Genomic DNA, 22230 nt, shown 5'->3' with positions numbered 1-22230 from the left:
GGGAGGGTAGGCACGGGGGCACTGATGGGGAGGGTAGGCACGGGGGCACTGATGGGGAGGGTAGGCACGGGGGCACTGATGGGGAGGGTAGGCACGGGGGCACTACCCCTACAAAATTCATGTTTTTGGTGAGAATGAAACCGCCCTGCGCCCAAAAACGGATACAAGTTTCCCACAGGAGTCGGCAGCAGCCCAAAATTTTAGGCTCTTGTTGAATATCTCAGATTCATCTGTGGAATAAATCTCAAATCTCCAATCGTTCAACTAAGCGAGATTGACTCAGCCCTCGCTGAACGTCTCACGCCGAAGTCTCCAATCGACTGATGCCTAATTTTCTTCTGTCAATTTTCTTCTGTCAAACCGTGATTTAATGGTGTGGCTCAGTTAAAATTGTTCAGGCAAAATTGTCGGACTCAAATTATCGGACAGCGACCACAACATTTTTTTACCCAAAAATTATTTACCACCTCAACCAAGCTCAAAATTCATATGTAATGTAACATGGCTTGTTGCTTGTAAAAATATAACTTCAGACATATTTTCGCCTGCCGGTGACAAACTTAAGAATTTTCATTACCTCCGGCCACTGCGTACCATTAATCGAAGGTGGGAAAATCCTGGCGAGGCGTGGAAAAACAGCTAGGATCTTTGCCATTTAACCTTTTCCAGCTCCCTTTATTCAAATCGTAGCAGCTCTAAACAGGAAATTGTAGAGTTCGATTGCGCCCCAAATGCCTAACTCTTACCGCAGTTAGATAGACAATTAAAGGCAGAGACTGCAATATGAAATAGGCAACAAAAACTGTTTCAAATCTCAAGTACGACTTATTTTGGGCGATCGGGTCTCAGGAGTGTATAACGGCATCCAGCTAATTTTTTAGAGGTGCGAGATGTTTGGGAACTTCTAAAAAAAAGCGCCGTCACGGTATCCAAATTCGTTATTTCATAAAAAGTAGGAGTCCAAATGAACGAAGTATCTGAGAAACCAATTTATAGAGTTCTTAATCTATTGTCGCTGCTAGCGCTGGCATACTATGCAGCTACTTCCATCAATTATATTTTCGAGAGTGACGCTCAAATCTACAGGTACGATAGCCAGAGCAATTCCAACGCGTCACCAGCCCAACTAGCAGCACACCGCTAGGAATAAATAGTAGAGATTTTCTCTCAATTAATGCCGAATTAAATTTCGGAAAATTTGCTAATCGTTAACGATCAGCTCGAAGTTAACAACAATTAGTAAAAAACTATGGGCTAAAAAGTAAATAGTTTCACTCAGAGGTATTAGCGCTCGAATGGGGAGCACATCAATGAAAGCAGCCAACCTAGAAATTGGAGTTGGGAGGCAGGAGGCAGGAGGAAATAGGAAGAAAGAAGGAGCCAGAAGAAGTGTTTTTACAAATATTGAGATGATCCCATCGGATGTACTACAAAAATTAACTGTTTAATGGGTTCTCAAAAGAGACCAGAGTGATGAAAGGATGGGTAAGCATTTTCATCAGTAAAAGCATTAATAGCTTTATTAATCCCTTCATCAAGAACATTTGAAGGTGGATATGCTTGAGAAGGGAAAATCGCTTTGATTTTTGCCCAAGACAACTCTATCGGAGATAAATCCGGCGAGTATCGAGGTAAAAATTTTACCTTTGCTCCGATAGATACCATCAAAAAATTGACGGCTTCAGCATTATAAATAGGTAAATTATCCATACCTACAATTGCGCCAACCCATAACTGGAGCAGGAGTCGCCAGCAGCCCAAAATTTTAGATGCTAGTTCCAGTTCCCAGATTCATCTGTGGACTAAATCTAAAATCTAAAATCTAAAATCTAAAATCTAAAATATAGTGACAGTACCGTCACAAATCTACCGGCCAACCGTTCATCCCAACTTCACCAAAAGAAGATCGCTGCATTGTCGGATTTGGCGGATGGATGCGGCTCATGGTTGAAATGACGGAGAGGGGTTGAAAAACTGGGTTTTTTAGCCAAAATCCTACATTGATCGTGAGGGATTTGGCGGGAAACATCAAGGTGATGAGGCTCAAAAGTCCGTCAGGGACTGTGTTGGGATGCACTTGTGATTGAATCCGGCCTCCAGCGTGCGCCGACTTGCTTTCAAAGCCAGCTAAAAAATTTTGATTTCTGGGGAACTATTGGCGAAAATCAAAAGTCAAGTCAACAACAGTGTACTTAAAAGAAGTCGCAGCTCAGTTCCAGCCCCATTGCGGGCGATCGAACTCTCCGGCGATGACAGTGCCCGCGGGCCCGGTGCAAGTTCTCAATCTTGAGAGCATACTCCCATTAAAAATGGTCTCTGTGTATCTTCCGGCTATTGTTTTAATAATGACTAGCCACACCGACGGTCATTATGGTAAACTCGCAAACGTTTAAGTGGAATATTTTCGTGTTAGAGGAGGCAGTGGTGGAGTCGAGAGTCAAAAGCAGGAAACAACCGAGATTTGCTGCTCAACGAATACAGGATTCAACTCGCGCTCCGAGGCTCGCTGCTGACAATTTAAATTACATGACAGCTTATAGCAGCCGGGTCAATTAGGGTCTCAACCGATGTCCGGTTTCATTTATTGAATCCCTTTGGAGGGAAAAGTGTATTGTAGAAAAATGATTGATCTTTTAGGAGGAGTGTAAATGACACAGGTAACAAATCCAACAACACCAGCAAGTTCACTACCAGGTGGTGTCGGTGGCGGTGGCTCAACCATTATCGGCATCCAAGGCGATAACAGATTGATCGGCGGCCCCGGCAGCGATCTCATCCAGACTTTTGCGGGCGCTGATGTCATCGCCGCTGGCGGTGGCAACGACATCGTTTTTTCCGGTGGCGGGAATGACAATATCGGCGGTGGCGACGGGAACGAGATCATCGTTTCTGGTTCGGGCGCGGATACTGTGGCTGGCGGCAGCGGCGATGAATTGATCTTTGCTGGTAAAGGGGATGACCTCGTAAATGGCGGTGATGGGAATGACACCTTACTCGGCGATAAGGGCAACGACATCGTAATCGGCGGATCGGGCAGCAACGTTCTCTACGGCAACGAAGGCAGCGATACTGTCGTCGGCGGCGACGGCAACGAGTCTTTATACGGCGGTAAAGGCAACGATACTGTCAATGGTGGCGGTGGCAATGACTTTATCTCTGGGGACAGAGGAAGTGATGTGCTGACGGGCGGTGCTGGCAGCGATACGTTCTACTTCGCGAGTGCTGGTGGTGGCGATTTCGGCGTAGACACGATCACTGACTTTACCCCAGGCGAAGATAAGATCCGCTTGAAGCAGGGCGGTGTGTTCGCGGGTTTGGGCAGCACGTTCGAGGCGAGCGAGTTTGTCGTCGTTTCTGGTTTCAACGAAGCTACTCCAGGAGCAGCCACGACGAACAAGTTGGTCTACGACCCAACAAGCGGTAAGTTGTTCTTCAACGGCAGCAACGGAGTGCTAACTGTTGCTCAGTTGCAGCCTAACCTGACAATTACCTCGAACAGCTTCGAGTTGTTCTAAAACAATTGGCTGTTGTGGGGCGGCATCGGATAAGATTCGGGGCTGTTCTCACAAAGCCGGTAGTTTTAAAGGATTTCAACCTCACTCTGCTACAAGCGGGGTGAGGTTGAAATATTCAATGCAGGAAGTGAAGCAGGGGCAGTTAAAAAAAATAGATCGACAGTTATTGATAAAATTAATCGATCGCCCGATGGGGAAAAATATAAATCAATACGCTTGGGTTAAGGTCGATCCCCCCGGCGCCTAGGGCGGGCACGGGGGCACCGCCCCTACAAGGGGGAGGCACGGGGGCATCGCCCCGGCGCCTAGGGCGGGCACGGGGGCACCGCCCCTACAAGGGTGGGACAAGAACTTACTCTTGCGTCGCCCAACAACCAGGGATGCTGCAAGGGATATCGCCCGGAATAAATATTTTTAACGCAAGCGTATTGAAATATAAATACAAAGTTTTTAAATCAGAATTTCTAGGTTTTACTGAAGCGGTAAAGAAACCGCAACTGCACCGCGAGCAATGAGCACTGAAGAATATATCCGGCAAGCCCAAATTTATTTGAACCGGGGGAAGTTAACTGAGGCGATCGAGTTTTGCAAAAAGGCGATCGAACTTCAACCGTTTTCGCCCTCGGCTTACACGACTTTAGGCGAAATTCTCGAAGCTCAAGGCGATCCGACGGCGGCAAGAGACGCTTTTGTGCAAGCTTTGGAGATTTCGCCCCAGTTTTTTCTGGCTCATGCTTATTTGGGTCAACTTTACAGCGACTATGCGTGGCTGGATGAGGCGGTTTTTCACTACCGACAAGCTCTGGATTTGAAACCAGATTGGGCAGAAGTTCATTATAACTTGGGAAATGTTTTTCACAAGCAGGGTAATTTGTTGGGGGCGATCGACTGTTACCGAAATGCGATCGCCCAAAAACCGGATTATCTTGATGCTTTATACAATCTGGCTGTGGTTTTAGATGAAAATAGTCAGCTCGAAGCGGCAATGGATACCTACCGACAGGTGATTGCCGTGGCGCCGGATTACGTGAAAGCTTACAGCAATCTGGGTGTGATTTTGCTAAAGGACGATCGCGCGGCTGAGGCGATCGAAGTTTACCAGCGGGCGATCGAGATTAAGCCGGATTGGGCGACGCTGCACAATAATTTGGGTCAAGCCTTCCTGGACAAAAGTCCCGATCGGGCGATCGCATCTTACCTCACAGCTATTGAGTTGGAGCCGGACATGGTTTTGGCTCACTACAATCTGGGGAAAGCGTGGCAATTACAGGGGGAACATTCGGCGGCGCTTGCTTGTTTCGATCGCGCGATCGAGATTAATTCCGACTATATTTCAGGCTATACAGACGCCGGGTTTTCTTTGATGGTTTTGGGCAAAATTGCTGAAGCCATGCCTTATTTTCAGCGGGCGATAGCTCTGAAGCCTGATTTTGTTGAAGCTTACTGCCGCTTAGGAGACAGGCGCAGAGTGGCGGCGGTAGATGATGATGAATTGTCAAGGGCGATCGCTGCGTGCGATCGATTTCTCACAGCATTGATGGGAAGTTCGGCAACGGATTTTGTAGCGGATGTAACGGATGTAACGGATGTCACGGATGTCACGGATTTAACTGATTTAAAAGTAAATAAAAAAGATGGTGTGGCTAGATATTTGTCAAGTGCAGCTTGCGAATTACCTGTTGCTGAAATTTGCGATTATTTAGCAGAAATATACCTGCATTTGGGAAATGCTTTAACAGAGTACGGCGGGCACGAATCTGCCGCCGCTTATTATCAAAAAGCTTTGCAAATTCAACCACAGAATGCAGAGATTTACTGGCGGGTGGGAAATTCCTTAGCCCAGCAAAAGCGGTTCGTTGCAGCAATTGCAGTTTACCGCATGGCTTTGACGATTCAACCTGCTTTACCGCAGGTTTATTTTGAGTTGGCTAAACTGCTGGAAAAAGAGGGGCGCTGGGAACGGGCGCTCGATTATTATCAAAAAGTTTTAGAGTTGCAATTGCACGGGTATGGGGAGCAGAAAAAGTGGAAAAAACAGAGCTTTATCTGGCCTGATAGCACTTCTATAAAACCTCCTCACGCTATTTATTTATCGAGCTGGGATTGGCTGGTTAATGCTAAGTTGGATTCAGAGAATTATGTGGAAATATTTTGGAAGCCTGCACCAGAAGCAAGTGCAGAAAATATTCCGAATTCCCAATTTGCGAGATCCAATTCCAAATTGGCAAATTCCGATTGTACCGGGTTAACTTGCGGGCTGTGTTTGCAGCGACTTTCTAAGTGGTTCGATCCGGTGCATTTGGGTTGGGGAGTTTGTCGTTTGTCCAACTCGCAACCGATACCTGTGGAGTCGCCCAAGACTTTTGTGGCTGCAATTCCTAACGGGCGAGTTTGGATTGTGCCACAGGAAAATTATTGGCTGATTTGCAAGGCGATAGCTGTAATTACTCCAGACAATTATTTGTTGGCTGATGTGTCGAGAGATTATCCGGGGTTTTTGCCGGGATGCGAAAAGCATGATGTTAGAAAACACAGCGTTTTTCAGTTAGAATCATTTCCAGCTTTAAAGCAAATTGACGGCAGGGTGGCGGTGCTTTCTGGTTTGTCGGGAAATGTCTATTTTCACTGGATGGTTGATGTTTTGCCGAGGATAGAATTGCTGCGGCTCAGCGGTAGGGATTTGGCGGAGATTGATTGGTTTTTGGTCAATAGTTGTCAGCACCAATTTCAGCGGGAAAGTCTGAGAATTCTGGGCATTCCCGAAGAGAAAGTCTTGGAGAGCGATCGCGTGCCTCATCTTCAAGCAACCGAGTTAATTGTGCCGTCTTTTGCGGGATATTTGGGCTGGGCTTCTGGGTGGGCGATGGATTTTTTGAGGCGGGAGTTTCTCAAGGGAATTATACCTAGTTCGAGCTATCCCAAACGCATTTATATCAGCCGCAGCAAAGCAAGATACCGACGAGTTTTGAACGAGGAAGATGTGGTTGAGGTGTTGGAGAAATTTGGGTTTGTTTCTCTTTTACCTGAGTCGATGTCTTTGGCAGAGCAAATTGCTCATTTTTTCCACGCTGAGGTAATAGTTGCCGCCCACGGCAGCGGCTTGACAAATACGATTTTTTGTAGCCAGGGAACTAAAGTAATTGAGTTGGTGTCGCCTCACTATATCAGCCATTATTACTGGGGAATCAGTCAATATTTGCAGTTGGAACATTACTTTTTAGCGGGCGAGGCTTTTGAATGCTATCCTATTAGACAGTTGATGTATCAGAATTCGCTGACTGAGGATATTTTAGTGAACTTGAGTTCGCTGAAAAAGATGGTTGAGGTGGTGGGTTTGGGTTAGTTGGTGTCTGGAGTAAGTTTAATTATGCCCTTGATTGAGAAGATGGAAAAGGCAGCGGTTGATTTGAGTCGGCAAGCAGAAGTTTATTTCGCCGAAGGAAAGTTGAATGAGGCAGTTGCGGCTTGCGAGTCAGCGTTGAAAATTGAACCGAATTTGGCGGCAGCGTGTCAGACGCTGGGAAAGGTGATGCAGGTTCGAGGTGAAATCGAGCAAGCTAAGCAGTGGTATGAAAGGGCGATCGATCGCAATCCAAATTTGCCGGAAGTTTATGCTAATCTCGGCATTTTGTATTCTCAAGAAAAACAGTGGGAAAAGGCGATCGCCACTTGTGAAAAAGCGATTTCTTTAGTACCGAATTTTGCTGCTGTTTACCGCCAGTTGGCGAGAATTTGGACGCAGTTAGAGAAGCGAGAAGAGGCGGCAGACTGTTGGTATCAAGCTTTTAATATTGAGCCGAATTGGGCAACGGCTGAGGAGTACGTGACTCTGGGAAATAGTTTGGTGGAATTGGGAAAGTGCGATCGCGCTATGGAGTGTTATTCGCGCGCAATTAAGTTAAACCCGCAACTGGCAACAGCTTATCACAATTTGGGGGAAATGCTGGTTGGCCAGAAGCGGTGGGATGAGGCGATCGCCAATTACCGACAAGCGATTGCCATCAATCCAATTTTTTTTGAATCTTACCACAGTTTGGGTAAAACTTGGGCGGAGCGAGGAGAATTGGATCGGGCGATCGCCTGTTACCGCAAAAGCCTCGAACTCAATCCCAACTACGCTCGTGCTTACGTGGGTTTAGGTAATGTTTTCGCGCAAAAACGCGACTTTGATGCAGCCATTAAATGTTACCGTCAGGCTCTGGAAATTAATGATAATTCCTACTGGACATACAATTGCTTAGGAGACGCTTTGGCTCAAAAACAACTGTGGCCCGAAGCTATTAGTTGCTACCGCAAAGCTATTGAAATAAATCCAAATATCCCTTGGTTTTATGTCAATTTGGGAATTGCCTTCACCTGCGAACAATCCTGGGATGAAGCTGTTAGCGCTTACCTGCACGCGGTTCAGATTGAGCCGAATTTGACGGGGATCAATCAGAGGTTGGGATATGTTTTGCGGAAGCGAAGCGAATCGGACTTAGACAGCACAATCCAAACTTATTGTCAAGGTATCGAGGTACTTGCAAGCGGGAAAATTTACCACAAATTGCTGGGAATTGAGTTAGATGGAGCAGAGTTTTATATAAATTTAGGCAATAGTTTAGCGAAACAGAAGCAGCTTGAAGGTGCGATCGTATTTTATAGCATGGCACTGCAAATTGAACCCAATGCTGCGGAAGTTGTCGCCCAACTCAATGATGTTCGGGCGAAACAACAGGAGTTATACGCACAAATTGCCACTTACCGTCGCCAAATAGAAATCGCTCCGAGCAATGCTCAGCCTTACAACGATTTAGGAAATATTTTACCGCAATTAGGGGAATTAGAAGAAGCAATTATTTGCCACCAAAAAGCGGCAGAATTGAGGGGTTGGCCTGAGTGTGCGGCGAAAGATTATCAATTTACCCAAGATTGGTTTACCCACAATATTCCTATTTGGCAACGGCATTTGCAGGAATTTACCGGAATTGCGGATTTTCAAGTTGTGGAAATTGGCAGTTTTCAGGGAATGTCGGCTTGCTGGCTGCTGGATAATATTTTAACTCATCCGACGGCAAAGATTACTTGTATTGATTTGTATTTCCAACAACATTTTAAAGGCAATATTGTTAAAACGGGAGCAGCAGATCGGGTAATTGAATTAGAAGGTTACTCTCAAGATTTGTTAGTGAATTTGACTTCGGAATATTACGATGTTGCTTACATTGACGGCTGTCACAAACCCACAAGTGCTCTGCAAGATGCGATTTTATCTTGGAGGTTGGTGAAAGTTGGGGGATTGATGATTTTTGACGATTACGAGTTTACGTTTCCCGACAGCCCGGAGCAAGATACTAAAATTGGGATAGATGTTTTTTTGGAGATGTTGGGAAGTCAGTTAGAAGTAGTACACAAAGGCTATCAACTGATTGTTAAAAAAATCGGCAATCAAAGTTTGGGCGCCGAGCAAACTCTGTTGTCTCTGGGTTGGGAAAAGTTGGGGGAGATTGCGGCGAATTCCGGTTATTTGGATGAGGCGATCGCCCGCTATCAAACAGCTATTAAAATTAAGTCGGGCAACTACTTAACTTACCACAATTTGGGTAAAGCTCTGCAAGAGAAAGAACTGTTTGACGAAGCTCGGGCAGCTTACCAACGGGCTATCGCACTCAACCCTAATTTTAGTTGGTCTTACCACTTTTTGGGGGAAACTTTGCAGGCGATGGAGGAACACGAGGAAGCCACTGTTGCTTACCGCAAAGCTATTGAGTTAAATCCCGATTTTTGTTGGACTTACAACAATTTAGGCGATGTGCTGATGGAGCTTTCTGAGTGGGAGGAAGCTGCTGTTGCTTACCGCAAGTTAGTTGAACTGAATCCCGATTTTTGTTGGTCTTACGACAGATTAGGTAAGGCTTTGATTGCATTGGAAAACTGGGAAGAAGCGGCGGCGGCTTACCGCAAAGCTATTGAATTAAATCCCGATGATTGTTGGTTGTACAATAGTTTGGGAGAAGTTCTGGAATTACAAGAAAATTGGCCCGAAGCAGCAGCGGCTTTTGGTGGTGCTATTGAGCTAGAATCTCAGCATAGTTGGCTGTACAAAAAATTTGGTGATGCACTGCGGAAGCAAGGGGAATTGGAAAGGGCGAGCGCCATTTATGAAAAAGGTATCAATCTCGATCCAAAATCCTGTTGGTGTTACGAAGGATTGGGTTTGAGTTTAATGGCTAAACAGCAGTGGGAACCTGCAATCACTAATTTAGTTCAAGCCCTGCAAATTAAACCCGATTTGTTTGAAGTTTACGATAACATAGGTTATGCTCTGGAACAACAAGGAGAAGTCAATGAGAGCGATCGGGGAGAATACAGCAATCTAATCTTACCCTTAAGTATTCTCAAAAAATACTGTGGGTTTACAGAAGATTTGACCGTTGCAGCAGAATCCAATCCGCACCTCACCTGCATTGACATCCATCCTGCGAGTCAAATCAATTTATCTGATTCCAAAACAATCGACAGCAGCCGCAGATTTTGGGAACATCAAAGTCATTCCAGAAAAGCTTTTGTTGCCGTATTGCCAAACGGACGAGCTTGGGCAGATGTTGTGACTACCGCCGTCATTACTTCAGACAATAAACTTGTTACTGATATTTCAATGGGCTGTTCTGAATTGGTAATCACTTCCGACAAATTGCCTCCCGCTGAACACGTCGATGGAAATGTGGCTTTTTTATCGGCTCGCTGGGGTGGAGCCGCTTATTTTCATTGGATGTTTGATGTGATGACGCGATTTGACCTTTTGCAGCGGAGCGGATTGATAGAAACTATAGATAAGTTTGTTGTCAATGCCTCGGATTCTTCCTACCAAGCCGAAACTTTAGAGACTTTAGGAATTCCTCAAGATAAACTTTTAGAAAGTCGCTGCAATTTACACATTACAGCCGATAAATTAATAGTTCCGTCAATATTTTATGACGGAGCGGGAGCGGTTTCTAAATGGAAGTGTGAATATCTTAAACAGACATTTTTAAATGAAAAACCGCCACTAAACACAGACTATTCAGAGCGAATTTATATCACCCGCCAACAAGCATCCTATCGGCGAATCGTCAATGATGAAGAGGTAATTAAATACTTAGAAAAATTGGGGTTTCGCAGTGTTAAGTTGGAAACTATGTCGGTAGCGGAACAAGCATCGTGTTTAGCTGCTGCTAAAGTAGTTGTCGCACCTCACGGAGGGGGGTTGACTAATCTAGTTTTTTGCAGTCCGGGAACCAAGGTAATTGAGATTTTTTCTCCCCTTTACGTGCCGCATTGTTATTGGATGATTAGCAATTTGTGCGCTTTGGAACATTACTATTTACTTTGCGATTTGGTGGATGACCAAACTCAGAAATATCCGGGACATAAAGATATACGGGTGGATTTGAACTCGCTGGAAAAATTAATGAATCTTGCAGGAGTTTTGCATGGATAATGACTACCACAATCTGGGTAATTCTCTGCAAGAAAGCGGTCGGTTTAATGAGGCTGTTGCTGTTTACAAGCAAGCTATTGAATTAAATCCTAATTTTTCGTGGTCTTATCACAGTTTGGGCGATGTTTTGCTGAAACTTGAAAAATGGGAGGAAGCTGTCGCTGCTTACAAAAACGCTGTTGAGTTAAATCCCGATTTTTCTTGGTCTTATCACAATCTGGGCGATGCTTTGCTGAAACTTCGGCGATGGGAAGAAGCTGCTGCTGCTTACCGCTGCGAGATTGCACTCAACTCGGATTTTGCTTGGTCTTTTTGCAATTTAGGCGACGCTTTAACTCAACTCAAACAGTGGGATGAAGCTATCGCCGCGTATTTAAAAGCTATTGAAATTGACGGAGATTTGCCGGGAATTTACGAGAAGTTGGGATACGCTCTCGGACAAACAGAGTCGGATTTAAACTTAGTGTTAGAACAATCTCAATTGCAAATTACACGGGAAAATTGGGAGTTTTATTTGCACTTAGGAGAGAATTTAGCCAAGTACGATCGCCCAAAAAGCGCAATTATTTTTTACCAAGCTCTCTTGACAGCTATGCCTAATTATGGTAATGTTTCAGCGAAATTAGAGGAGTTGTTGCAGCAGCAAGAAAAGTGCAATAGCGCATTAGCCTCATCTCGCGCAACAGTCGCCCAAAAACCCGATGATTGCTGGTCTTATTACAATTTAGGTGCTGTTCTGAGCCACCAAAAATATTGGGAGGAAGCGGCGGCGGCATTTTTTCAAGCAATAGAAATAAATCCCGATCTTCCTTGGTGGTTTTATTACAATTTGTGGGAAGTTTTTGTTAGGCAAAACAAGCTAGATGAAGTTGAGAACTTGTGCCGCGAAGTTGTTGCAGCTAAACCGGAGGCTTTTTGGCCTTATCTGAATTTGGGGGAAGCTTTGACGAGGCAAGGTAAAATTGCTGAGGCGATTGATTTTTATCGAACTGTCAGTTACAAACAAAGTTTGGCATCTCTTATCAGTAAGAGAACAGGCAAGATGCCTGTTCCACAAGCAGATACAGGCAAGATGCCTGTTCCACAAGCAGATACAGGCATCTTGCCTGTTCCACAAGCAGATACAGGCATCTTGCCTGTTCCACAAAATTGGAACTTAAAAGCCGTTAAAGTTCCTAACTTTATAATTATTGGTTCTCAGCGGTGCGGCACGACTTCTCTGTATACTTATTTAGCTCAACACCCGCGAATTTTGACTCCGATTAAAAAGGAGATGGATTTTTTCTCGTGGCACTTTGACAGAGGGATTGATTGGTATTTGGCTCATTTTCCCCCAATGCCTTCGGGAGAGGAATTTGTAACTGGCGAAGCAAGTCCAAGCTATTTTGACTGTCGGGAAGCACCGGAACGACTCTACAGCCTGTTTCCAGAGGCTAAACTGATTGTACTTTTGCGAAATCCGGTCGATCGGGCGATTTCTCAATTTTACCGCTTGACTGACTTAAATTGGGAAGCGCGATCGCTCGATCGAGTAATTAGCGATGAAGTTGAACGGTTGAATCAAAATCCAGAATACATCATCGGCGAGGAACCGGGGAATTATTTAGCTCGCGGTAGGTACATAGAATTTATCAAAAACTGGCGGACTTTCTTTCCCCAAGAACAGTTGTTAATTTTGAAAAGCGAAGATTTTTATGCAGGTGCGGCCACAACTGTCAAGCAAGTTTTAGAATTCTTAGATTTGCCGGAATATCAATTGTCTGAATACCAAAATGCTAATCCCGGTTCTTACCAGCCGGTCAATGAATCGGTTCGCGATTGGTTGAGCGATTATTTCCGACCTTACAATCAGGAATTAGAGGAATATTTGGGGAGGGAGTTTGATTGGGAATAAAGTTGAGCTAAGATTAGAACAACTTGTAAGGAGGTAATACCGATGCTGACGATCGAGCTAGATACGCTACTTAAGGAACAAGCACTCCAACGCCAAGATCCTGAAGATCGCTACATTACCGATAGCGCCAACTGGGAACAATACGAGACACTGCTGAATCGGATTGGAGATACAGCGGGATATCGAGTTACTTATTTAGATGGAGTTTTGGAAATTATGTCGCCTTCTCGCCGCCATGAAAGTAGAAAAACTCGCATTGGAGATCTGCTGCTTATTTATTTTGTAGAAGCTGACATCGAATATTTCCCTTTTGGGTCTACAACTCTGCGACAAGAGGAAAAACGTGGCGGTACGGAACCGGATGAAGCTTACTGTATTGGCACAGATAAAGAATTTCCCGATTTGGTAATTGAAGTGATTGTTACCAGTGGCAGCATCAATAAACTAGAACTGTATAGAAGGTTGAATGTGCGAGAGGTTTGGTTCTGGCGAAATGACCGATTTTCTATCTACCATTTGCGAGAAGAAATTCCGGTTGAATTCGTGTCCAACTGCGGTTATGAATTAATCACACAAAGCGAATTGCTGCCAGGAATTGATATCGATATGTTGACAGAATGTGTAAAAAATCCTCACCCGTTAGCAGCAGCAAAGGAATGGAGACAGAATTGCCGACCTACTTAACCCTCTTTTGTCAGTTTCGGCAGAAAATAATCTGGGATGGTTACATCATAAGGCTTTTACCAAAAACCTTGATTTGGGCCATTCTGTTAGAAAATAAATGCTCAAATCCTTGATCTATCTACAGTTGAAAATTTGGTTCTCATTTTTAATTTTCCAGAGTGACAAAAGAGGGTTAAACAGCAAGTTTTAAATCTGCTATCTGTCGCAAAGACAATGAACTGAGCTCGCGCGCGCGCCCAAGTCCGAGAAAAAAACTCGCCTCCCCTTGACAACTCATACTCGTTATGAGTACGCTATAATAAGCAAAGGAATTGAACCCAAGTACCCAAGAATTTAAAATCATGCTGACGAACCAAGAAGGTCAAAGAGTACCCAAAGTCACCTTTCGCACTCGCAAAGACAACGAGTGGGTCGATGTCACCACCGATGATATATTTGCAGGCAAAACCGTAGTGGTCTTCTCGCTGCCAGGAGCTTTTACTCCCACTTGTTCGTCAACGCACCTCCCCGGTTACAACGAATTGGCCAAAGTTTTCAAAGAAAACGGCGTAGATGAAATCGTTTGTATTTCCGTCAACGACACCTTTGTGATGAATGAGTGGGCCAAAGACCAAGAATCAGACAATGTGACGTTAATTCCCGACGGTAACGGCGAATTTACCGAAGGCATGGGAATGCTGGTAGACAAAACAGATTTAGGCTTTGGCAAGCGGTCTTGGCGTTATTCGATGCTGGTAAAAGATGGCTTGGTTGACAAAATGTTTATTGAGCCTGATGAACCGGGCGATCCTTTCAAAGTGTCCGATGCCGAGACGATGCTCAACTACATTAACTCCGCAGCAGCCAAGCCGAAGGTAGTTTCGCTGTTTACAAAAATGGGCTGTCCCTTCTGCGCTAAGGCTAAGGCACTGCTGAGTAAACATGGCTTTGATTATGAAGAAATCGTCTTGGGCCGGGAGATCACAACCAAATCGCTCCGGGCTATGACTGGGGCTACAACTGTGCCGCAAGTATTTATCGACGGCAAGTTGATCGGTGGTTCCGAAGCCCTAGAGTCTTATTTGGGTGTTGCTTAGTTAAACCAAAATACTTAGATTGCGGGTGCCCGCGTGCACACCTTACAACGAGTAAGGTGTGCACGCGGGCGTTTGTCGTATTTGGGGGTATTTAGCCCGATCGAGCTTTCGGGTCATTAGTTCGATCGGTCTATTTATCCATTCTCGTGCCACAATTACTGGGGAAGTAATATTAAAAACGCAAGAAAGGGGAGTGAACGATCGTGGATTTGAGTTTAGTCGCGTCAAATATCTTAAATCCGCCCATATTAGCTTTTTTCATGGGAATGCTGGCAATTTTTCTCAAATCTGATTTAGAAATTCCAGCGCCCATCCCCAAACTGTTTTCGCTCTACCTGCTGTTTGCGATCGGATTTAAAGGCGGCGTCGAACTATCCAAAAGCGGAATTGACCAGCAAGTTGCCCTGACAATTTTGGCAGCGATGCTGATGTCAATGCTCGTACCCGTTTATACTTTTTTCATATTGAGGATCAAACTCGACTCCTACAATGCCGCCGCGATCGCAGCCACCTACGGTTCCATCAGCGCCGTCACATTTATCACCGCAACCTCCTTCCTCACAGCACAGGGGATCGACTTTGACGGTTACATGGTAGCCGCGCTAGCATTAATGGAATCCCCAGCAATTATAGTTGGTCTGATTCTAGTCAGTGTATTTGGGGGGGAAGAAGGAAAACGCGAAATAGTTTGGTCAGAAGTGTTGCAAGAAGCATTCCTAAACAGTTCAGTTTTTCTGCTGATTGGCAGCCTAATTATGGGCATAATGACAGGAGAACATGGTTGGGAAGTTATGAGTCCGTTTACTCAAGACTTGTTTTACGGAGTTCTGACTTTTTTCTTGCTAGACATGGGGCTGGTTGCTGCTAGCAGAATTAAAGATTTGCAAGAAGCAGGAATTTTTCTGATCGGCTTTGCAATCCTAATTCCCATAGTCAACGCAGTAATTGCTTTGGTAATAGCCAAATTAATCGGAATGCCGCAGGGAGACACTTTGCTGTTTGCCGTATTGTGCGCGAGTGCTTCTTATATAGCAGTACCAGCAGCCATGCGCCTAACTGTTCCCGAAGCGAATCCAAGTCTTTACATTTCAACTGCCTTAGCAGTGACATTTCCATTTAATATCATTGTAGGCATTCCCCTGTATCTATACGGAATCAATATGTTTTGGAGGTGAGATGATGGAGTCAGTCAAAAGAGTAGAAATCATAGCCCACTCAGTGGAGCTCGGCAAGATTTTAGACGGTTTAGACAAAGCTGGCGTACCCGGTTATTCGGTGATTCGTGATGTGGCTGGAAAAAGCACTAGGGATCACGTTTCCCGTGATTCATCAATGACGGCGCTGGATAACATTTATGTGCTTGCTTTTTGTTCACCAGCTCAAGTTTCAGCAGTTGCAGAAAACATTAGACCCGTGCTCAATAAATTTGGTGGGTCGTGTTTTATTTCAGATGCGGTGGAATTGCTAATTACTAGGTGCGTCGGGTAGTCATTAGTCATTAGTAATTAGTAATTAGTCATTAGTCATTAGTCATTAGTGATTGGTGATTATACCAATTCGGAAAATTTGAGCTACACATATAGCAATCCTCGCATCATTTGTGAATTTCTTACTCCCTCCCCGCGAGTTCGGGGAGGGTTGGGGTGGGGTAAAAAATTTACGACTCCTGCAAGGATTGCTATAGATTGTACGCCATATGTGTATGGACACGGCAGTGCTGTGTCCTTGCGCGTATCTGCGACTTTCATCCTAGGCTTTGGTTCCCACAATCGCCACTGGTGAGAATGCCAATCCGTTTCGCCTTTTGGATAAGTTTTTTATTATTACTTTAGCCTGATTTAAAAAAGGCAATTTTGAAAATATTTTCTGTCTATTATAGCACTTTTACAAGTTGACAAAAATCAGCCATTAGCCATTAGTCAGCGGTCTTTTCAGGATTAATTGCCCTTCCCAGCCGGGGCAGAATTCAGAATTCTTAAGAGATAGAAAAGAATCAGTTGCAAAAATCCGTAAGCGTGGTAAATTCTAAGCCACAACAGGCGATCCTCTTCGTTGGCGTAGCCCCCGTAGGGGCGGGCGTCGCTAACGCCCGATCGACTAACGATATTTTCAATAGGAGTTTAAACATGGCTGCATTAAAAGTTGGCATCAACGGATTTGGTCGCATCGGACGGCTAGTCATGCGCGCCGGCATCAAAAACCCCAACATCCAATTTGTCGGCATTAACGACTTAGTTTCGCCAGAGAACCTGGCTTATCTTTTCAAATACGACTCCACCCACGGCATTTACGACGGCGAAGTTGAAAGCAAACCAGACGGGATTGTCGTTGACGGACTATTTATCCCCTGCACATCGATTAGAAATCCGGCAGAATTGCCTTGGGGTAAAACGAGCGCCGATTATGTTGTAGAATCTACCGGATTGTTTACAGATTTTGAAGGCGCATCAAAACACTTGACCGCAGGAGCAAAACGAGTAATACTTTCAGCACCGACAAAAGACCCGGAAAAAGTTCCAACTTTTCTAGTAGGCGTCAACCACCACAAATTTGACCCGACAAAAGATACGGTTGTTTCTAATGCTAGCTGTACGACGAATTGTTTAGCACCAATTGCCAAAGTAATCAACGATAACTTCGGCTTGGAAGAAGGTTTAATGACGACAGTTCACGCAATGACAGCTACTCAACCAACTGTAGACGGCCCCAGCCAAAAAGATTGGCGGGGAGGACGCGGTGCGGCTCAAAATATTATTCCATCTTCGACCGGTGCAGCAAAAGCTGTTACTTTGGTGTTGCCAGAATTGAAAGGAAAATTGACGGGAATGGCTTTGCGGGTGCCAACTCCCGACGTGTCTGTAGTTGACCTTACTTTCAAAACGGCGAAGGAAACTAGCTATAAAGAAATTTGCGAGGCAATGAAAAAAGCTTCGGAGGGCGAACTCAAAGGCATTCTTGGATATACTGAGGATGCGGTGGTTTCGACAGATTTTCAGGGCGACGCGCGATCGAGCATTTTCGATGCAGGTGCGGGAATTGAACTGAATTCTAAGTTTTTCAAAGTTGTTTCCTGGTACGACAACGAGTGGGGTTATTCTAGCCGCGTGATTGACTTAATGCTGTCGATGGCCGAGAAAGACGGAATTTTGAATAATTAATTTTTTTGGGGGTGGCATTTTGGGCGGGCTCGCGTGCCCAACCCCTACTCCCCACAAACAAATTCCTAGGATATTTTGTGGAACGGGCATCTTGCCCGTTTCTGATAATGTTACCTAATGTAAGTTAAACTTTTTTTGTTTCCGATTCGATCGCGCTTATGTCTGAATTACCACCGCTGAATAACGAAACTATTTGGGCTATTCTCAACGAAGAAATCGACGATGCTGCCGTCAACCGATTAGTTTGGCTGTATCTGGGCTACCGCTGGGATGCCGAGACTGGCAAGTGGAACAGTGCAGGTGTTGCAGCCGAGTGGCGGCAAGAGTACCCGGAACCGCCGGATTTTATCGATTCTAGGCCGGCGACGGTGAAATTGACTCGATCGACCCCCCCAGAAAACAAGCAGTTGCTGAAGGAAAAATTGGGCTTTAAAGGCTATAAAATTGGGGAATTCGGGCCGAGACAGACTCGCAGGGCGACGATGGCTAATTGGTTGATGGGTTTTATCGAATCTGGGGCGTAAAAGGAATTTTGGATGGCTGCGCGGTTGTGGCCACCGTTAAAGTACAGAGATAGGAGATTTTTTGGCAGGAAAACCCCTAAATCCCTATAAAGGATTGAAACTTTGATTAAACTCTTCCTCTCTTTCTCTGTGTCCTCTGCGTCCTCTGCGGTTAATTAACAAAAATTAAGCCTGTTGAAAGTCAAAACACACTAAAACCAGCCAATTCCAACATCCTCACCCCGAACCCTGACACCGGACTGCGGCAGACTTTATGTGTATACTTTGAGGTCAAAAGGTTTCAACCGCCGCCTTCATAAAGGGACTAATAAACCCGGATTTGGTATTAATTATTTTCCGGGCGATTGTGCTAACAGATTTGATATAAGCGAAGGATTTTAAACTCGAATTCAATTAACTAGATCGCCAACGCTTCAGCCTTATTTTGCTGGTTCTTGCTGCACCTGCCAATTGCCTCAACCCAGGTACACGGTCCCACCAATTAGGAGTGATGTCACTAGGGGAACTCCTTTGCCACCCCAGGTTTGGAGAAGCAATCAAGGTGACAACATCGGGATTTTGAGATCGGAAAGTAGAATAAGCTCCGTCGAGGTGCATCGGGCCGCCGTCGGGATGTCCCGGAGGTCGGTGTTGCACTTCTTCCAGAAACCGCAGGAGGCGATCGAAAATCCTGCCATTGACAGCGTAAAAATGAGTGGTCATTACCCCCCCAGAAAAGGGTACGAGGGCGACAGGAGACTTTTGTTCAACCTCTTCGACGTGTCCGAAGTAGACGAAATCCCAATCTTGCTGACACAGTTGTTGGAGGATAACAGCTTGGTCTGTTCTGAACTTTGCTGAAATTTCTAGGTCGTCTTCTACAATCAAAATATTGCTCAACCCCTTGTCTTTTGCCTGCTTGAGGATACCTACATGACTGGAAAAGCATCCCCTCGCCCCAATGCTGGGGAAACCTCCTGCTTCGTCGGGGCGGATTGCGGGAAATATCTCAACCTTATTGGGCGTGAGGGGCATTCCTGCTTTCTCTAATTCCTTGACTATGAGTTGCCGTCGGTCTTTCCTTTCAGGGAGATTTACCGCATAAACTCCCTGGAAATAGTCTGTAATTTTCGTCATAGTTTTATCTCGAATCAAGAAGTTGAGGAATCTTCGGCTTGAGCGGTCTCAAATTTTATTTTAGGTCTGTGTCTGCCTTAAACTATTCTATTTTTAGCAAGCTGCATCTTCCATTTTCCTAAACTTACTCAAATTACCTCGGCAGGATGTACTATTAACAGTTTAATTAGCATTGGGATTTGAGTCAGAAGCAACGCATTTCCCCTGTTGAGTTGGGTTTAAGGCTAGGTTAGACACTACTTTAGAAACAGCAGCTTGTTCTTGAATCCATCCGATTTCCCCCGGTTGCAGCTTGGCGCTTTCTACTTCAACTGTTGGCTTAACTACCGGGGAAGGCGAGGGAGTGGGACTTGCCACAGCGGGAGATGGATTCAGTGTCGGTTTTGAAACTGTAGAAAAATCTTTATTTGACTCGGGTTTGGGAGAGTTCGATCGCACTATTTCAGGAATCGAACAAACTTTCAATTCCAGCCAATTGCCTTGAGGCGTAAGCTGTTTGTTTGTCACCTGCAAAACGCTGCCGGCTGGGACTGTTCCTTTGACAGTCAACTCACCGATTGCGCCTCGCAAATCCAAGCGATCGCCCTCTTTTCCCAATTCCCCAGCCCCAGAACTTTTAATCTCTATAAACGAGCCTGTTTCTAAAGATTGGACAGGAGAAGCTACAGATTCAACTGTTTTCTCCGGCGTCCTTCCAGCCTTAATTAAACCGCCTTTCCCGAAAATCGACTCCCCGGCAGTATCGATCGCGCGACCCACCGGAGGGATGAAAAAATAAGCAAATACACCCCCCAACCCTAATAAAAATAAAATTTTCAGCAGCAGCCAAAATAAACTTTTGCTTTTTTCCGGCGGTAACAACAGCGTTTTTCCTTGAGAATTCCCCTCGCCCAGGCTTGTGCTTTCGGTCAAATCCGTTGGCATATCCTCGCTATCGGAAATTAGTTCGATCGGCGTATCTAAAGGTGCGACAGACAGTTCTGTAAAAGTATTGCCGTCTTCCCTCAAATGTGCTTGACAGTGAATTAAAGCAACAGTGACGTTATCGTGACCGTTTCTAGTATTAGCAATCTCAATCAGTCGATCGCGCGCCTTAGCCAAACTAATGCTACCGTCGAGAATTGGCAAAATCTCCGCTTCCCAACATTCCTCAACCCGGTCTTTATCACTCAAACCGTCGGAACACAGCAGCAAAACGCAGTCTTCATCCACTGGAAAACGCTGCACAGTCGGGTGCAAAGTGTTGGACGAAGTAATCCCCAAAGCTTGAATCAGAGCTCCGGCGGCCACTTGTTCCAAAGCATCCCGGTAGAGAGAGTAGCCCAAACGCACCTCGCGGCAGGCCACATTATCATCGAGAGTAACTTGATAGCAGCCGGTGCGGGTAATCCAGTAAGCCCGACTGTCTCCGACGTGGGCGACGTAGAGTTCGTGAATGTGGGCTAAACCCATAACTAGCGTAGTTCCCATCCGCTGGCGGCCTTGGCGGTGTTCGCTGTCGTTGCGACTGGCTATCTTGTCGTTAGCAGCACAAGCCGCCCGTTCCAGCTTGGAAGTCAGGCTCAACGGGTCCCAATTAGCCTGATGCAGGGGCATTTGCTGCAACTTGTCGCGCAGCACACCAATTGCTTCTTCCGAAGCGACTTCGCCGCCGTCTTGTCCGCCGATACCGTCGCACACGATCGCGCAAGCTTCCGCCCCCGGATTTCCTGCCAACAGCGTACCGCTGGGGGGATAGCAAGCATCTTCGTTGTGAGCGCGGGATCTGCCTACATCCGTGCCCGTGGCAATTTCAACGTGACGATCGTAAAATCGGCCGCACTTTGCCAAAGCTTTATCCAACTGGCCCATTAGTTGTTCGCCGTGGCGCACTTGACCGGCAACCATTTGCTGGCAAAGTTGCCTCAAAAAATTGGCAATAGCCGGGTGAGCATCTTCGAGCCACTGCTGCCACAATTTGCCCAACTGCGACAAATGAGGCTGTTTGCGATCGGGCTGCAATTCCAGAAACCGCACCAATTGCCCTTCCACCCGTAGCAGTTCGGGAGTCAGCAGCGTCGAAGCGACGCCCTGAGCGATACACGGCTGCCACAACTGGGCTATTTGCCACAGCCAATTGAGTTGGCGCATCGCTGCGGCTCCTTTCCAGGAATCCGCCAATTCCGGCATTAAAGATTCCGTCACCTTCAAAATAGGCACGTTTTCCAGCAGCCAGATATCTCCCGATAGCTTGCTCATCTTGGACGATACCAGACCGTATACTTGAGGTACGTGCAACTGATAGGCAAACAGTCTCAGATAAGGAGTGACAACACTCGGAATCTCATCGGGCAGTTCCGGCAAGTGTTCGGGTTGAGTATCGACAAGAAGTCGATCGCGCTTGACCAAGTAGCGACCAGCGATCAGATCGCCTGGCTTACACCCTTTGATCCCTTCACCTAAAGCCCATAAGTAGTGTTTTGCCACAGAGTTTTGCATAAGGGTTCCTGACGCCTTGGGGCAAGCGTGCTGATCTGAACTATTTTAGCGATTGAACCTCGACGGGTTGATACGTGGCGATTATTTGACACCCCCGCTTTCTCAACAGACGGAGATTCTTAAGACTTCGCAGTCCTAATCTCCTGATTTTTCAGGTTTCCGGGCTCACCACGTTTCCACTGTTGTGTGCGTAGTGATATCTGACTTTCCCCAGTCTAGGGGTAGGTTTTAATGTCTTGTACTGACACGAACAGTTTACCATTTTGTTGACGGTCGGATGAATCTTGCTATGAGCTTTCACGGTTAGACGATCGCGCCACACCCCA

16 protein-coding genes are annotated in these 22230 nt (G+C 45.7%); 12 read left to right on the top strand and 4 right to left on the bottom strand.

Features of this window, described 5'->3' with window-relative positions; translation table 11 throughout:
* Positions 1–529 precede the first annotated feature (529 nt).
* The gene (locus QUB12_RS07680) at positions 530–655 is read right to left on the bottom strand and encodes a hypothetical protein (RefSeq protein WP_333146033.1); all 126 of its coding nucleotides are present in this window, start codon (positions 653–655) and stop codon (positions 530–532) included.
* A 309-nt stretch (positions 656–964) separates the two neighbouring features.
* On the opposite strand from QUB12_RS07680, the gene QUB12_RS07675 reads away from it, so the two are divergent.
* Entirely contained in the window at positions 965–1144 is a 180-nt protein-coding gene (locus tag QUB12_RS07675) for a hypothetical protein (RefSeq protein ID WP_333144313.1), read from the top strand.
* Between the two features lie 166 nt (positions 1145–1310).
* Positions 1311–1448 carry a hypothetical protein gene (locus QUB12_RS07670; RefSeq protein WP_333144312.1) on the top strand — a complete coding sequence of 46 codons (138 nt, stop codon included), beginning with the start codon at positions 1311–1313 and terminating at the stop codon, positions 1446–1448.
* Positions 1449–1455: 7 nt separating this feature from the next.
* Here QUB12_RS07670 and QUB12_RS07665 read toward each other — a convergent pair whose 3' ends face one another.
* Entirely contained in the window at positions 1456–1761 is a 306-nt protein-coding gene (locus QUB12_RS07665) for a transposase (protein ID WP_333144311.1), read from the bottom strand.
* A gap of 887 nt (positions 1762–2648) precedes the next feature.
* Here QUB12_RS07665 and QUB12_RS07660 point away from each other — a divergent pair.
* The 10 genes from QUB12_RS07660 to QUB12_RS07615 all read left to right on the top strand — a co-directional run bounded on the left by QUB12_RS07660 (position 2649) and on the right by QUB12_RS07615 (position 18310).
* Entirely contained in the window at positions 2649–3515 is an 867-nt protein-coding gene (locus QUB12_RS07660; protein WP_333306265.1) for a calcium-binding protein, read from the top strand.
* A 511-nt stretch (positions 3516–4026) separates the two neighbouring features.
* Positions 4027–6858, top strand: a complete 2832-nt coding sequence (locus QUB12_RS07655; protein ID WP_333306263.1) for a tetratricopeptide repeat protein — start codon at positions 4027–4029, stop codon at positions 6856–6858.
* A 24-nt stretch (positions 6859–6882) separates the two neighbouring features.
* On the top strand, positions 6883–10974 hold the full coding sequence (locus QUB12_RS07650; protein ID WP_333306261.1) for a tetratricopeptide repeat protein: 4092 nt from the start codon (positions 6883–6885) through the stop codon (positions 10972–10974).
* Positions 10967–12868 carry a tetratricopeptide repeat protein gene (locus tag QUB12_RS07645; protein WP_333306259.1) on the top strand — a complete coding sequence of 634 codons (1902 nt, stop codon included), beginning with the start codon at positions 10967–10969 and terminating at the stop codon, positions 12866–12868. Before QUB12_RS07650 ends, QUB12_RS07645 begins: the two co-directional genes overlap by 8 nt.
* Positions 12869–12910: 42 nt before the next feature.
* A complete protein-coding gene (locus tag QUB12_RS07640; protein WP_333306257.1) occupies positions 12911–13552 on the top strand; it encodes a Uma2 family endonuclease in 642 nt (213 codons plus the stop codon).
* A 341-nt stretch (positions 13553–13893) separates the two neighbouring features.
* Positions 13894–14628 (top strand): glutathione peroxidase, encoded by a 735-nt coding sequence (locus QUB12_RS07635; protein ID WP_333144305.1) that lies wholly within the window; start codon positions 13894–13896, stop codon positions 14626–14628.
* 203 nt (positions 14629–14831) lie between these two features.
* Positions 14832–15803 (top strand): sodium-dependent bicarbonate transport family permease, encoded by a 972-nt coding sequence (locus QUB12_RS07630; RefSeq protein ID WP_333144304.1) that lies wholly within the window; start codon positions 14832–14834, stop codon positions 15801–15803.
* Position 15804: 1 nt separating this feature from the next.
* Positions 15805–16116: a P-II family nitrogen regulator gene (locus QUB12_RS07625; RefSeq protein WP_223300725.1), complete on the top strand. Its 312-nt coding sequence runs from the start codon at positions 15805–15807 to the stop codon at positions 16114–16116.
* Between the two features lie 638 nt (positions 16117–16754).
* Positions 16755–17786 (top strand): type I glyceraldehyde-3-phosphate dehydrogenase, encoded by a 1032-nt coding sequence (gene gap, locus QUB12_RS07620; protein WP_333306275.1) that lies wholly within the window; start codon positions 16755–16757, stop codon positions 17784–17786.
* A gap of 158 nt (positions 17787–17944) precedes the next feature.
* The gene (locus QUB12_RS07615) at positions 17945–18310 is read left to right on the top strand and encodes a DUF1823 family protein (protein ID WP_333144302.1); all 366 of its coding nucleotides are present in this window, start codon (positions 17945–17947) and stop codon (positions 18308–18310) included.
* Positions 18311–18703: 393 nt separating this feature from the next.
* On the opposite strand, the gene QUB12_RS07610 is transcribed toward QUB12_RS07615, so the two are convergent.
* Together QUB12_RS07610 and QUB12_RS07605 are read right to left on the bottom strand one after the other, a co-directional pair.
* The gene (locus tag QUB12_RS07610) at positions 18704–19426 is read right to left on the bottom strand and encodes a glycosyltransferase family 25 protein (RefSeq protein ID WP_333144301.1); all 723 of its coding nucleotides are present in this window, start codon (positions 19424–19426) and stop codon (positions 18704–18706) included.
* A gap of 162 nt (positions 19427–19588) precedes the next feature.
* Positions 19589–21904, bottom strand: coding sequence for a protein phosphatase 2C domain-containing protein (locus tag QUB12_RS07605; protein ID WP_333144300.1), 2316 nt, complete (start codon positions 21902–21904; stop codon positions 19589–19591).
* Between the last annotated feature and the right edge of the window lie 326 nt (positions 21905–22230).

The organism is Microcoleus sp. B7-D4 (assembly GCF_036705125.1).
Lineage (GTDB): Bacteria > Cyanobacteriota > Cyanobacteriia > Cyanobacteriales > Microcoleaceae > Microcoleus.
The sequence above is the reverse complement of the archived record's forward strand: the minus strand, read 5'-3'. Positions and strand labels throughout refer to the sequence as shown.

Coding starts and splice junctions, on each gene's coding strand:
- QUB12_RS07680 (WP_333146033.1), bottom strand. CDS start 655: ATGGCAAAGATCCTAGCTGTTTTTCCACGCCTCGCCAGGATTTTCCCA.
- QUB12_RS07675 (WP_333144313.1), top strand. CDS start 965: ATGAACGAAGTATCTGAGAAACCAATTTATAGAGTTCTTAATCTATTG.
- QUB12_RS07670 (WP_333144312.1), top strand. CDS start 1,311: ATGAAAGCAGCCAACCTAGAAATTGGAGTTGGGAGGCAGGAGGCAGGA.
- QUB12_RS07660 (WP_333306265.1), top strand. CDS start 2,649: ATGACACAGGTAACAAATCCAACAACACCAGCAAGTTCACTACCAGGT.
- QUB12_RS07655 (WP_333306263.1), top strand. CDS start 4,027: ATGAGCACTGAAGAATATATCCGGCAAGCCCAAATTTATTTGAACCGG.
- QUB12_RS07650 (WP_333306261.1), top strand. CDS start 6,883: ATGCCCTTGATTGAGAAGATGGAAAAGGCAGCGGTTGATTTGAGTCGG.
- QUB12_RS07645 (WP_333306259.1), top strand. CDS start 10,967: ATGGATAATGACTACCACAATCTGGGTAATTCTCTGCAAGAAAGCGGT.
- QUB12_RS07640 (WP_333306257.1), top strand. CDS start 12,911: ATGCTGACGATCGAGCTAGATACGCTACTTAAGGAACAAGCACTCCAA.
- QUB12_RS07635 (WP_333144305.1), top strand. CDS start 13,894: ATGCTGACGAACCAAGAAGGTCAAAGAGTACCCAAAGTCACCTTTCGC.
- QUB12_RS07625 (WP_223300725.1), top strand. CDS start 15,805: ATGATGGAGTCAGTCAAAAGAGTAGAAATCATAGCCCACTCAGTGGAG.
- gap (WP_333306275.1), top strand. CDS start 16,755: ATGGCTGCATTAAAAGTTGGCATCAACGGATTTGGTCGCATCGGACGG.
- QUB12_RS07615 (WP_333144302.1), top strand. CDS start 17,945: ATGTCTGAATTACCACCGCTGAATAACGAAACTATTTGGGCTATTCTC.
- QUB12_RS07610 (WP_333144301.1), bottom strand. CDS start 19,426: ATGACGAAAATTACAGACTATTTCCAGGGAGTTTATGCGGTAAATCTC.
- QUB12_RS07605 (WP_333144300.1), bottom strand. CDS start 21,904: ATGCAAAACTCTGTGGCAAAACACTACTTATGGGCTTTAGGTGAAGGG.